The 11,674-nt window shown below is 41.1% G+C and carries 12 protein-coding genes and 1 tRNA gene; 7 read left to right on the forward strand and 6 right to left on the reverse strand.

The window, feature by feature from the left end; all coding sequences use genetic code 11:
* The first annotated feature begins 20 nt into the window (after positions 1 to 20).
* From TSIB_RS07665 to TSIB_RS10465, 5 genes are all read left to right on the forward strand, one after another.
* Positions 21 to 1,025 (forward strand): NrpR regulatory domain-containing protein, encoded by a 1,005-nt coding sequence (locus tag TSIB_RS07665; protein ID WP_228359801.1) that lies wholly within the window; start codon positions 21 to 23, stop codon positions 1,023 to 1,025.
* Positions 1,026 to 1,163: 138 nt separating this feature from the next.
* The gene (locus TSIB_RS07670; protein WP_015849843.1) at positions 1,164 to 1,706 is read left to right on the forward strand and encodes a 50S ribosomal protein L16; all 543 of its coding nucleotides are present in this window, start codon (positions 1,164 to 1,166) and stop codon (positions 1,704 to 1,706) included.
* A gap of 238 nt (positions 1,707 to 1,944) precedes the next feature.
* Positions 1,945 to 2,928 carry a helical backbone metal receptor gene (locus TSIB_RS07675; protein ID WP_048160489.1) on the forward strand — a complete coding sequence of 328 codons (984 nt, stop codon included), beginning with the start codon at positions 1,945 to 1,947 and terminating at the stop codon, positions 2,926 to 2,928.
* A 318-nt stretch (positions 2,929 to 3,246) separates the two neighbouring features.
* The gene (locus TSIB_RS07685; protein ID WP_015849846.1) at positions 3,247 to 4,059 is read left to right on the forward strand and encodes a uracil-DNA glycosylase family protein; all 813 of its coding nucleotides are present in this window, start codon (positions 3,247 to 3,249) and stop codon (positions 4,057 to 4,059) included.
* 9 nt (positions 4,060 to 4,068) lie between these two features.
* The gene (locus TSIB_RS10465; RefSeq protein ID WP_187146405.1) at positions 4,069 to 4,227 is read left to right on the forward strand and encodes a hypothetical protein; all 159 of its coding nucleotides are present in this window, start codon (positions 4,069 to 4,071) and stop codon (positions 4,225 to 4,227) included.
* Positions 4,228 to 4,263: 36 nt separating this feature from the next.
* Here TSIB_RS10465 and TSIB_RS07690 read toward each other — a convergent pair whose 3' ends face one another.
* Positions 4,264 to 5,496, reverse strand: coding sequence for a 2,3-bisphosphoglycerate-independent phosphoglycerate mutase (locus TSIB_RS07690; protein WP_015849847.1), 1,233 nt, complete (start codon positions 5,494 to 5,496; stop codon positions 4,264 to 4,266).
* A 93-nt stretch (positions 5,497 to 5,589) separates the two neighbouring features.
* Between TSIB_RS07690 and TSIB_RS07695 the strand changes: the two genes are divergently transcribed.
* Complete coding sequence (locus tag TSIB_RS07695; RefSeq protein ID WP_015849849.1) at positions 5,590 to 6,081, forward strand: HIT family protein; 492 nt, start codon at positions 5,590 to 5,592, stop codon at positions 6,079 to 6,081.
* Positions 6,082 to 6,127: 46 nt separating this feature from the next.
* Here TSIB_RS07695 and TSIB_RS07700 read toward each other — a convergent pair whose 3' ends face one another.
* Complete coding sequence (locus tag TSIB_RS07700) at positions 6,128 to 7,810, reverse strand: Na+/H+ antiporter NhaC family protein (protein WP_015849850.1); 1,683 nt, start codon at positions 7,808 to 7,810, stop codon at positions 6,128 to 6,130.
* A 236-nt stretch (positions 7,811 to 8,046) separates the two neighbouring features.
* Entirely contained in the window at positions 8,047 to 8,781 is a 735-nt protein-coding gene (gene thyX / locus TSIB_RS07705) for an FAD-dependent thymidylate synthase (protein ID WP_048160492.1), read from the reverse strand.
* Between the two features lie 190 nt (positions 8,782 to 8,971).
* Between thyX and argF the strand changes: the two genes are divergently transcribed.
* Positions 8,972 to 9,919 (forward strand): ornithine carbamoyltransferase, encoded by a 948-nt coding sequence (argF, locus tag TSIB_RS07710; protein ID WP_015849852.1) that lies wholly within the window; start codon positions 8,972 to 8,974, stop codon positions 9,917 to 9,919.
* A gap of 26 nt (positions 9,920 to 9,945) precedes the next feature.
* Here the strand turns inward: argF and TSIB_RS07715 are convergent, their stop codons facing one another.
* The 3 genes from TSIB_RS07715 to TSIB_RS07725 all read right to left on the reverse strand — a co-directional run bounded on the left by TSIB_RS07715 (position 9,946) and on the right by TSIB_RS07725 (position 11,662).
* Entirely contained in the window at positions 9,946 to 10,635 is a 690-nt protein-coding gene (locus TSIB_RS07715; RefSeq protein WP_081432786.1) for an HAD family hydrolase, read from the reverse strand.
* A 75-nt stretch (positions 10,636 to 10,710) separates the two neighbouring features.
* A tRNA-Gln gene (locus TSIB_RS07720) sits at positions 10,711 to 10,786 on the reverse strand.
* A 192-nt stretch (positions 10,787 to 10,978) separates the two neighbouring features.
* On the reverse strand, positions 10,979 to 11,662 hold the full coding sequence (locus tag TSIB_RS07725) for a hypothetical protein (RefSeq protein WP_015849854.1): 684 nt from the start codon (positions 11,660 to 11,662) through the stop codon (positions 10,979 to 10,981).
* Positions 11,663 to 11,674: the final 12 nt, after the last annotated feature.

Consider the following 11,674-nt stretch of genomic DNA (forward strand, 5'->3'; position numbering starts at 1 on the left):
GAGTTACCAAAATATCATGGGTGAGTAAGTTGAGTGACAACGAGTTTCCAATGACAGTCTTAGAGATTCTCAGAATTCTTTATTTTTCTGAAGGACCAAAAACTTCGATAGAACTGGCAAAATTTTTAAAAAATAGAGGTATAGATGTAGATCCAAGAACAGTACGATATCATCTCTTCCACCTAGAAGAGAGAGGATTTATTAAAAGATTGGGTAGAAAAGGTGCAAAACTCACAGAACGTGGAGTAAATGAAATTCGAAGATTGTTAATTTATGAGAGAATAGGAATACCCTCCATTGAAATTGAGAAGTTAATCACAGATAGCGATTATGATATAAACAAAAATAAAGGGAAGATTATGGTAAATGCTATAATGGTGCCAAAAGACAAATATGATGCGGTAGTTCCCCTATTATTGGATATCTCAAAAACAAATGTTATAACCTCTCCTCTGCTGGCAATTCTCGATGAGAAAGATAGTATTTGGCATTTTGAAGTTAAAGAAGGGTATGTAGGAATATTAGGAATCTCTTCCAGAACATACGACATAATCTTTCAAAAGAGTGGAATTTGCCTCCAATCCACAGCCACGGGATTGTATCATTTAGAAAACAATATCCCTAAAGGGTTTGTAGAGATAATATCTCATTTGGGAACCACAATAAGTCCAGGAGAACTTTTAATTAGGGGAGGATATACTTCAGTCCACAAAGTAGCAAGCACTGGAAGTGGATACGTAACGGCAGCAATAAAGACCTTCTCTTCATTTCGCTATGATGATACCCTAAGGATCTTGGAAAAACTGAAAAAGAATAACATAAGCGGAGTAGCTGAGCACAGTTCCATAATACCCGAAAACAAAAGGGTGAATGTTATGGACAAAAATAAAGGATATCTCGTGGTTTATGGTGGTGCAAATTATTTTGCCCCTATTGTGGAAACTGGAATTTCAAAGAAGCTTGAGATTGCCAGAGACCTTTATGAGATTCAAAAAATGAAAGAGCCAGAAAAAGTTTTGAAGTAACATTCTCTAATCCCAACACACTCCCACAAAATCTTTATATACTCACCACCAAAAAGCTTTCAAGTCAAGAATCCAAAACTTTTATAAGCTGAGAAAAGTGCTTACCTTTAGATTACGCTCATTTGGGAGGTGAGATGCATGGCTTTGAGACCAGCTAAAATTGATAGATACGTTGACAAGCCCGCTTACACTAGAAGGGAATACATTAGAGGTGCTCCTGGGCCGAGGATTACCATATTCGATATGGGAAACCCCGCAGGAGATTTTGAGTTTGAGGTTAGCCTTCACACAGCTGAACCAGTCCAAATTAGACAGAACGCCCTTGAAGCTGCAAGAACACAGCTCAACAGATACCTTAGCAAGAACGTTGGTAGAAGTAACTTCCACTATAAGATTAGAGTTTACCCATTCCAGGTGCTTAGAGAAAACCCAATGGCTACCGGAAGGAAGGCCGACCGTTATGGAAATGGTATGAGAAGGCCATTTGGAAAGCCAATTGGACTTGCAGCAAGACTTAAGAAAGACCAAAAAATCCTCACAGTCAGAGTTAACAAACAGCACCTCAAATTTGCCCTTGCTGCAATGAAAAGAGCAAGCATGAAGTTCCCATGCAAATGCTACTACAGAATCTATGACAAAGAAGGAAATGATATTACAACTAAAGTACTATCAACACTCTGAAGCCTTTAGTATTTCTTTTTCATAACTTAGCTTTGTTCTACAAGTTTTTGTAGGTCTTCTTATTACAATTAAGGTGTTCCACCGTATTCTAAAGAAGATAAGACACTTGATGACTCTCGCTTTGTTTTTTGAAGGCCTCTACATTCATAGTAGGAAGGAGTTTTGTTGGACAAAATATCCAATAAATTTATATACCCCCATCACAATTATTGTTGGACAAAATATCCAGGTGAAAATCATGAAGAGGTTAGGAGCCATAGCATTCTTGCTTGTAGTTGTGATCATTGCTGGATGTGTAGGTCAATCTCCAACTACCACACAACTCGAAGGGAATTCCACTTTAAAAGAAGAGCAAACAAACACTTACGTTGAAAAATACCCACTCACAGTGAAAGACTTTGCAGGCAGAGAAGTAAGTATAGAAGGTGAACCAATGCATGTTGTTTCCCTCGCCCCAAGCATTACTGAAACGCTTTATTTCATCGGAGCACTTGATAAAGTTGTCGGAATAACAAAATGGGACAACTATCCAAATAATGTACAGGAAGGAAGGACAGTCGTAGGAGATATGGAACCCAACATTGAAATAATTGCCTCTCTAAAACCAGATCTTATAATTGGACTCAAATATCATCTAAAGTATATAGATCAGCTGGAGAAGATAGCCCCTGTTCTTATAGTAGAGCCTCAGAGTGTAGAAGAGATCTATGAAGCACTTGAACTCTTGGGAAATGTTACTAACAGGCCAGAACAAGCCCAGGAAGTGATTATTGGCATGAAAAATAAAATAGAAGACATACAGAAAAAAGTAGAGGGTAAAAGAAAACCCAAAGTGTTTTACATTGTATGGGGGGACCCTCTGATGACAGCAGGCAATGGAACTTTCATTGGTGAGCTTATAACTCTTGGTGGAGGAGAGAATATATTTGCTGACACTCAAGGATGGCCCCAGGTTAGTGTTGAGGAAGTCATTGCAAGAAATCCCGAGATAATAATACTCCCTCCAAGTGCAGGTATAACAGCAAATGAACTATGTAACAGCCCTCTAGCCAATACAGAGGCAGTCAAAAATGGAAGAGTTTACACCCTAAGCAGTGACGACATTGTCGCAAGACAGAGTCCAAGAATAGTAGAGGGCTTAGAAGAGATCGCCATGCTTTTGTACCCAGAAGAGTTCAATTTAGATGTCCAACCTTTAGTTTGTGAGTCTATTGCAGGTTAACACTTTCTCAACATTTTTCTTTATACAAAGGGTTTTAAAAGTAAGTTGAAGAGTACTATCTTGGTGGAAGGATGGAGAGAAAAAGATTATACCGATTTTTGCTCCCTCTAGTGTTGCTTCTGGCTCTATTGTATACACTTGGCCTTGTGGGAGTAGTCCCTTTCATGGTTAGCTACTACATCACGATTTTTTTAATATTCCTTTTCATTTTCCTTCGATGGGAGGCGAGATTTAGATAACCTTTTTGAATTTTATACTAGAACCTTTCATGTCTATGCTACCATCAGAGTTATAAGTGCACTTAACGTTTTATTCCATATGTTGTTACGGTTTGACACTCTTAAGAAATTGGGAGATGTTTACATAAATCCCAAGAATTTTAAGACAATCCCGCTTGTTTTGAGGAATTGGAAGGATTTTTTATCATTGGATGAAAGGGTTTATGGACTTTACTCCAAGACTATATACAATCCCTCACAAAGATTCTTGGTTATAACCCCCAAGGATGAGAAAAAGGGTATTCGCCTTGTGGGGCTTTATAACAAGTTTATAAAAAACCCTACAAAATTTTGCCGTGAAGAGTACTACCAATATCAGGTTGAGGTGAAAAGGTTTGAAGGCTTACCATTTGCTAATGGATGGGTCGGTTCACGAATAGTTCTGGTTGGAGAGGCACCAGGAAGAAAAGGATGCGGTTTAACTGGGATATGCTTTTATAGGGATGCTTCGGGGATGCTTCTTCGAAAGATGCTTTTTTCTCTTGGGGTGAATCCAGATTTTGTCTACATAACGAACGTTGTGAAATGTAATCCTCCTGAAAATAAGTTTAAAGGTTTTAGTAAGAAAGAACTATCTCTCTTAGAGAAAGAACTTAAAATAGTACAGCCAAAGGGGATTTTTGCTATTGGGAGGACCGCATATAAGGCTCTAAAAAAGCTGGGTGTTGATTCCACGTATCTAAGGCATCCAGCGTGGTATTTGCGTAGGGGGATTAGGGATCCAAGTGATCAGATGCTTATGGAGTATGAAATTATCAGGAAATTCCTAGATAATTCGGAGAATATGCCTCCGACACAATTCTTGCCTGAAAGAACCACTCTCCAGAAGAAAAATAGAATGGATAAAATGTAAAAGAGAATCGTGGGCACTATAGAGGCTGCTGGAGTTGTGAAGATCATAACTCATTGTGGAAATCTTTTAACAAATAAACTGCTTATTGTTGATCTGGCAAGAGATTCGTTTGAAACAATAGAACTTAACGAACCTTTACTTTTTTCTTTTGAAAACCTCGCCCTTTAGGGTGGGGAGGAGGTCAGATAAGAAATGAAAAAAGAATTAAGCTCCAAACTTCTCTGTCCTTCCCATTAAATCCATTATCATTGGCACGATGTATTTTCCTCTAACTCTTCCAATTCCTCCGCGCATGCACTCTCTTTCACTAAAGGTTTCTCTGTCGTCTGTCCTAACTCCCCCACCAACAATTAACAGAGGAACTGGATCGCCACTGTGGTTCTTAACCTCACATGGCGTTGAGTGGTCTCCAGTGATAGCTATTACCGTTTTCTCAAGGTCGATGTTTTCCATTATGTACCCTATCATCTCATCGGCTTTCTCAATCATCTCTACCTTTTTCATTGGGTTGTTGTCGTGGCCGGCCGCATCGGTTGGCTTGAAGTGGAGGAACACGAAGTCATACTCTTCAAGAAGTTCGACAGCTTTTTTGGCTTTGGCCATTGGGTCTGTATTGTACTCGCCGGTTGCTCCTTCTGGTGTGTAAACATCAAAACCTATTGCTCTCGCAACTCCCTTAACTAAAGCAGTCGCAACAACCGCAGCAGCTTTAACTTTCCATTCCTCGGTAAACTTCATTGGGATGTTTGGATAAGTTCCTGCTCCTCTAATAAGGAGGTAGTTCGCTACAGGCTTTCCTTCCTTTCTGCGCTTTTCGTTAATTGGATGCCTCTCAAGAACCTCATGTGCTTTTTTGACAAACTCTTCAAGGATTTCTGCGACCTTTTTGCTCTCTTCATCGGCATACTCGAATTTGTGTGGTGGCTTTCCAGCCTCGTGGGGGTCGTTCTCTCCAACTTTATACCCATTGGCCATCCCTTTAAGGACAAGAACAGCTCTATGGCCTGTTGCACCTACAAAAATGAACTCCACCGGTAGCTTTACATTCTCTTGGATCGCTTTTGCAAGTTCATGGGCCTCTTCAGTGCTTATTCTTCCTGCTCTTCTATCAGTTATTATTCCATTTTCAATTGTGGCGAAATTAACTCTAAAGGCCAGATCATCCTCATCAAGATCTAAACCTACACCCAAGGCCTCAAAAAATCCCCTTCCTCTATAGGTTTGATATGGATCATACCCAAATATGGCCAAATGAGCGGTATCACTTCCAGCAGGTTTTCCGGGAGCTATAGGATCTTGCTGTCCCAAAATCCCCATCTTCGCAAGTTCATCCATGTTTGGAGTGTTTGCATACTCAAGAGGTGTTTTTCCACCAAGTTCCTTTATGAGCCTGTCTCCAAGTCCGTCGAGAATAATAAGAATCCCCTTCCTTTTCATGATCTATCACCTAGGGTGAATACTAAAAGAGAATTAAAAACTTTATGAGAAACCTTTTTAATCTTCAAGTTTTTCCCCAATTGAGGTGAAGACATGAATCACATATGGGCACCATGGCGCATCAAATACATAAGATCCCCAAAACACAACGGCTGTATATTTTGTGATTTCCCAAAAGAAAACCATGATGAAGAGAGGTTAATACTTTACAGGGGCAAGCACGCATTTATTATCATGAACAATTACCCCTATAATCCAGGCCATGTTATGATTGCTCCTTACAGGCATGTAGGGGAATGGGAAAAACTCACCGATGAGGAGCTTCTTGATATTATGAAACTTTCCCAGCTCACGATAAAGGTCCTAAAAAGAGCTATGAAACCACAAGGTTTTAATATGGGAGTCAATATTGGCTGTGTAGCCGGGGCCGGCGTAAAGGATCACGTTCATCTTCATATTGTACCAAGATGGAACGGAGATACAAACTTTATGCCTGTAATAGCCGATACAAAGGTTATTCCGGAATCACTTGAGGAAGCATACAAGGAGCTAAAAAAAGCACTGCAGGAGATCTTAAAGGAATAAACCTTCTCCTAAATCTTTTTTATAAAAAAATAGAAATAAAAATAGCTCATTCTTCACCAAGAACAGCCCCTGCTGGTATCGTTCCACCTTTTCCTTTGTATTCCTCTTCTACGATGTATACCGGCACTCTACCATGGGGGATACCAACTTTTTTCCCATACCATTCACTCAAGAGGTAGTGAGCGCCTATTAAGAGCAACACTGCTATTGCCAGCAGTAGCCATCCGTTTGTCACGCCAAGGGCAAACAGCACAAGCATTAAAGCACCAATCGCTGCTGCAGTAACTGCGTAGGGAATTTGGGTGCTTACGTGGTCAATATGGTCACAGCCCGAAAACATTGAACTCATAATCGTGGTATCGCTTATTGGAGAGCAGTGATCTCCGAAAACGCCACCTGCAAAGACTGATGCTATGCTCGCGTAAACCACTGACCCAAAGCTTCCGCTCAGCTGGTAAGCTAGAGGTACCGCAATCGGCATCATTATGGCGAATGTTCCCCAAGAAGTTCCTGTCGTGAATGATATGAACGCTGCTACAATGAACACAACCAATGGGACTAACCCGGGTGATAGAACGTTTGATGCGACACTTACAACGTAATCTGCGGTTCCAACAGCATCACATGCACTCTTGATGCTCCATGCGAGAATGAGGATCATCATTGCGAAGTGCATCTGCTTCATACCAGCAACCACTGTCTCCTCAACTTCTTTGAGGCTCATGATCTTCATTCCAATAACGAGTGCCATTGCAACGACGACCATTCCAAATGAACCCCATACAAGAGCCCATGTTGAGTCTGCGTTTGAGAGAACCGCCTGGAATCCCCCCTCTGCATAGGTTGCGCTTCCTCCACCGGTGACCCACAGTCCAAGGAATGTCAACGCTACCAAGGTCAGCACGGGGAGTACAAATACCCAAACGCTTTCTTTCCCTTCAATCGGCATTCCAACGTCAACTTCAGTTGTCATCATTGGCTGCGCGCCATCCCGCAACACTTTACCTTCTTTTCTCGCCCTGTACTCCGCTTTAAGCATTGGACCATAGTGCTTGTGGGTAATGGCTACGAGGTAAACCAAAATTATCGCCAAGATCGGATAAAACCTGTACGGCCAGCTTGCAAACCATGCTGAATAAGCACTTATGCTTTCTCCTACGCTTGCTATTGCATCTTTTAGAAGTCCAAGCTCGTATCCTATCCAAGTGGAGACGACCGCCAGAACTGCCACCGGTGCGGCAGTGGAATCATCGGCATAGGCCAAAAACTCTCTTGAAACCCTTGCTCTGTCAGTTATTGGTCTCATAGTGTTTCCAACGATAATGGTGTTTGTATAATCATCAAAGAAGATCAGGGTTCCAAAAATTGCTGCCATAAGGGAAGCAGCTTTACTGGTTCTAATTTTCCTTGTGACGGCCTTTGCTATGGCATTCATTCCGCCTGCTTTATAAATCAATGCTACACCAGCACCAATCAGGGCATCAAAGAGCAGTATCCTTGTATTCCAGAGATCCGTAACAATTTGTCCGTTTTCTTCCCAAGCAGAAGCTATGTTGAAGACAATCCACTTCAGAGTTTGTGTAGTTGCACCTACTGGATCCCCCCCTGCCACTAAGAGTCCACCGACCCAAACTCCAAAAAACAACGCAAAAAGAACTCTTTTTGTCAATATTGCCAGCCCGATAGCTACAAGAGGCGGCAAAAGGGACAATATGCCAAAGTCACCCATATTTCAAACCTCCTTTATTATACTATGTAAAGGATGTATCAAGAAAATTTCACTAATGTTACATATAAAAGTCTTTTCAGAGCTTTTTTTGGCTATTTTTGGGTAGAAAAATGCTTCAAAGCTGAGAATAGATCAACATGGATTTTAATAAGGCATTAATGCGACTCTAAGAGGGCAGTTATACAAATATTTTTCTTATTTTAAGGACCATTTTTAAAAATTTTATGAAAGAGGATTCACACTTCCATTAACTTTTTCCACTTCTCCTTTGTCATCTTTAAACATCCCGGTGGCATTAACTCTCTTTCCGGGCAGTAACCTAAAGCTATGCATCTCGGCCCAAGCTTTGCCCATTCTATAATGGGTCTTAATTCATCAATTTTTGCTATCTCCTCAAGCATCTTCCAAGCGATGTGGTTAATTTCCCATTGTGCCCTTGCACATGCTCTAAATCCAAGAAAGTGCTTGAGCTCTCTTAGGTTCATTGTTACAACTATTTTGGTTCTCACGGCCTGTGGTAGAATGAAGCGTGCATCTTCTTGGTGTATACCTTTAGCATAGCTCTCTTCGTAGAGCTTAATAGTCTCTTCCATAAGTTTTTTCCACTTCTCATAGAGTTCTGGATCTTTCTTCACACTCTCTGGAATCACAAAGGTTTCTTCGACCTCTTCAGGGTTTATTTTGATGTAGCGCATTGATTGCTGGGTGTAGCTTGCTAACCTATGGCGAACAAGTTGATGGCTACAAGTTCTAGAACATCCTTCAATAGCGAAGGTAAAAATAGCGTGCTCTAAGATGCTCTCATGTCCATAACTAAGAACTCTGGGCAGATGGTTTTCTACATCATCTTTTGTTATTCTTTCGAATGCTTCACTTTCCCACTTGTCCCAATAGCTTATCAAAGCTGCCCAAGTTATAGTTTCTAAGGGCCTTGGGGTGTAATTTATGAGCTTGACTTTTATGTCCCTCATTATACCCACCGAAAATAAGAGGAACACTTCCCTTATTAGCATTGTTGAAAACTTCAGCAAGATATTGACTTGTGGGCATTTACGTTTATCCATTGGTCCTCAGAAAATTTTTGAAAATTTTCGCTGTGAAGTATTTTTTAACGACGAAATAGTTATTAAAGAAAATACCAAGGTTTAGACGGTGATGCACATGGTAGTTAGTCTGGCCGGAAGAGATATACTCTGCCTTCAAGACTTCACAAGGGAAGAAATCGAGACAATTCTAAAAACGGCTGAAATGATGAAAATCTGGAACAAAATTGGAAAGCCGCACCGCGTTCTTGAAGGTAAAACACTTGCCATGATTTTTCAAAAGCCCTCCACAAGGACAAGAATAAGCTTTGAGGTTGGTATTTACCAGCTTGGTGGATATGGGTTATATCTAAATGCACAAGACCTCCAATTGAGGAGAGGAGAAACAATAGCTGATACAGCAAGGGTTCTCAGCAGGTATGTGGATGGTATAATGGCCAGAGTTTTTGACCACCAAGACGTCGTTGATCTGGCAAAATATGGAAGCGTTCCAGTTATAAATGGCCTTAGTGACTTTTCACACCCATGTCAAGCTTTGGCTGATTACATGACCATAAAAGAGAAGAAAGGCAGGATTGAAGGTATTAAAGTTGTCTATGTCGGTGATGGAAACAATGTTGCCCACTCCCTAATGATCGCTGGAACAAAGCTCGGAGCAAACGTTGTTGTTGCTACCCCTGAGGGCTATGAACCTGATGCTAGAGTAATAAAATGGGCCGAAGAGAATGCTGCAGAGAGTGGTGGAAGCTTTGAACTTCTTCATGACCCAGTGCAGGCTGTAAAAGATGCTGACGTTATTTACACCGACGTTTGGGCCTCAATGGGCCAAGAGGCCGAGGCCGAAGAGAGAAGAAAAGTCTTCATGCCATTCCAAGTGAACAAAGACCTCGTAAAACATGCGAAGAAGGATTACATCTTCATGCACTGTCTCCCAGCCCATAGGGGCGAAGAGGTCACCGATGATGTTGTAGATTCACCAAACAGTGTTGTCTTTGATGAGGCTGAGAACAGATTACACGCCCAAAAAGCCGCAATGGCCCTAATCATGGGTGGAATCAAACTCTGATCTCCTTTTTTCTTTAAAATTTTAAATTAAAAGCATTGGAGGACTTCCAGCAAGTCTTTTGTGTTTTTGACAACAAAGCCCTTTTCGTGTATCTGTTCAACTTTTTCTGTCTCTGGATCTATCCAGCATGCATGCATTCCGGTATTCAGTGCCCCCTCAAAGTCCTCTGCTTTTGTGTCACCAATGTGGATTGCTTCCTCTGGGGGAACGTTAAAATATCTCAACGGAGCTAGAAAGGCCTCTTTCATTGGTTTGTAGGCTTTGATCTCATCTGAATAAAACTGCTTGGTTATGTAATCCGCTAATCCAAATTTTTCCAAGATAAGTCTTGTATATGTTGAGGGCCAGAACATCACGTTGCCGGTTGTTGTTATTATGTATTTTCCGTGCAGCTTTTTTAGAGTTTCTTTAACCTCCGGAAGTACTATCCTCTCGTCAACACTCAAAGTGGCTTTTGCCACTGCTCTTTTCACTATCTCAACGTCAACCTCCAAGGCTCTTGCGAGAAGCTCCTGACTTTCTTCCAAGGCTTTTTCTGGGTCTCCACTGCGAGATTTTCTTATCTTCTTTATTTCTTCCCTTGTTTTGATAGTTTTTTCCGCAATTTCTTCCTCAGGAACCTTCAAAAGTTCTGAGAGAGCCTTTACTAAATTTTCGATCATGACATTTATGTCTAGAAGGGTGTTCCAGACATCAAAAGAGATCAGCCTTATCATTGTCATCACCTTAGAGAAATTGGAGATGGTTATTAATAAAAGTAATGTGAAGAAGTTGCTCTGGAGCCGGGGATTTGGTAGCCCCGCGGGGATTCGAACCCCGGTCACGGGATCCAAAGTCCCGTATGCTTGGCCGCTACACCACGGGGCTGCGCCCGATGTTAAGTCAAGTAAGGGATTTATAAATTTTATCCCATTTGGGATTAGGTCACCCATCTCGCTCCGAAGAACAAGGCCTTCAAAAGAAAAATATTGAATAAACGAAAAATTGAAAGAGTTTCTATCCATAACAGCTTCAAGATCAATTATAAAAGCATCTGACAGAGATGGTTAGAACAAAAAGCTAAAATATAATCTCCTCTTCCCATGCCCCAACGGAAACCTTTGATAATACCCTATCAAAGTCACTCTCACCTGTATATACAAATCCACAGGTATGACACTTTAAGTAACCGTCTTCAACACTCAACTCAGAAAAACAAACTGGACAGCGGTATTCGTTCCTCTCAAGGTCCCCAAATATCTCATCCCGCATAACCAGTATTTTTAGATCGTTCTCCCAATCTTCATGAACCATTCCCCAGTAGGGGGTGGAGATTGGGTAATAGTCTTCAAGTATCAGTGGGTTCACCCCTATGCTTCTAATTCCCGGAGGCAATTTCTGGGCCGGCTCAATAGAAACAACGAAATGATCATAAAATTCAAGGTATTGTGATCTTATACCCACTCCAGAGCCAATCCTCTTCTTAAACGGATAAACCTGAATAAAAAGTAAGTCATTTGCTGGTTCAAAATACGCTGAAATTCCTACATCGTTTTTCTTAAAGAAGTAGGTATAGTTATCACCAATCTCCTCCCCAACACGAGAGAATCCAAGTTTCTTCATTGCCCTTTCAATGAAAGAAGGCTTTGGAATAGACTTACGAATAATCAGATGTTCACCTACCCAACCCGCCAGGGCCATAGAGTACCCCACATAAAACTGTTTCTGGATTCTAAGGTATGCAACACTTGGCACTAATTTCATCACTATCAAAAA

The organism is Thermococcus sibiricus MM 739, from assembly GCF_000022545.1.
GTDB classification, from domain to species: Archaea; Methanobacteriota_B; Thermococci; order Thermococcales; family Thermococcaceae; genus Thermococcus_A; species Thermococcus_A sibiricus.

Coding starts and splice junctions, on each gene's coding strand:
- TSIB_RS07725 (WP_015849854.1), bottom strand. CDS start 11,662: ATGAAATTAGTGCCAAGTGTTGCATACCTTAGAATCCAGAAACAGTTT.
- TSIB_RS07700 (WP_015849850.1), bottom strand. CDS start 7,810: ATGGGTGACTTTGGCATATTGTCCCTTTTGCCGCCTCTTGTAGCTATC.
- argF (WP_015849852.1), top strand. CDS start 8,972: ATGGTAGTTAGTCTGGCCGGAAGAGATATACTCTGCCTTCAAGACTTC.
- TSIB_RS07690 (WP_015849847.1), bottom strand. CDS start 5,496: ATGAAAAGGAAGGGGATTCTTATTATTCTCGACGGACTTGGAGACAGG.
- TSIB_RS07670 (WP_015849843.1), top strand. CDS start 1,164: ATGGCTTTGAGACCAGCTAAAATTGATAGATACGTTGACAAGCCCGCT.
- TSIB_RS07685 (WP_015849846.1), top strand. CDS start 3,247: ATGTTGTTACGGTTTGACACTCTTAAGAAATTGGGAGATGTTTACATA.
- TSIB_RS07715 (WP_081432786.1), bottom strand. CDS start 10,635: ATGATAAGGCTGATCTCTTTTGATGTCTGGAACACCCTTCTAGACATA.
- TSIB_RS07695 (WP_015849849.1), top strand. CDS start 5,590: ATGAATCACATATGGGCACCATGGCGCATCAAATACATAAGATCCCCA.
- TSIB_RS07675 (WP_048160489.1), top strand. CDS start 1,945: ATGAAGAGGTTAGGAGCCATAGCATTCTTGCTTGTAGTTGTGATCATT.
- thyX (WP_048160492.1), bottom strand. CDS start 8,781: ATGAGGGACATAAAAGTCAAGCTCATAAATTACACCCCAAGGCCCTTA.